Origin of the sequence: Pleomorphovibrio marinus (assembly GCF_003347495.1) — a bacterium.
Classification (GTDB): domain Bacteria; phylum Bacteroidota; class Bacteroidia; order Cytophagales; family Cyclobacteriaceae; genus Pleomorphovibrio; species Pleomorphovibrio marinus.
In genome coordinates this window covers 1-287 of record NZ_QCXY01000062.1, presented here as the reverse complement: position 1 = coordinate 287, position 287 = coordinate 1, and the positions used below count along the sequence as shown (strand labels likewise).

The 287-nt window shown below is 59.9% G+C and carries 1 protein-coding gene; it reads left to right on the top strand.

The features are described from left to right. Nucleotides 1–287 (top strand): hypothetical protein (locus DB520_RS26395; protein WP_157972284.1); only part of this gene is annotated, 287 nt, incomplete at both ends.

Sequence of the window (287 nt, the reverse complement as noted above, 5' to 3'; positions counted from 1 at the left end):
ATCTCCGGCCCCGACTACCTCTGTTCCTCCACGTCATTTATCCTGCAAAACCCTCCCCAAGGGGCCAGCGTCTCCTGGACCGCAACCCCAGCCAACCTGTTCAGTTCCTCCTCCGGCTCAGGCACCACGGCGAACCTCAGCCCGGCCAGTGTACACAACAGGGGTTTCGGCACCATTACCTTCCATGTGGAAACCGACTGCGGGGAGGTGGAAATACCCAAAACGGTATGGGTGGGCACCCCCTCCTTTACCAACCCCACCGTAAACGGCGACCCCTATATCACAGG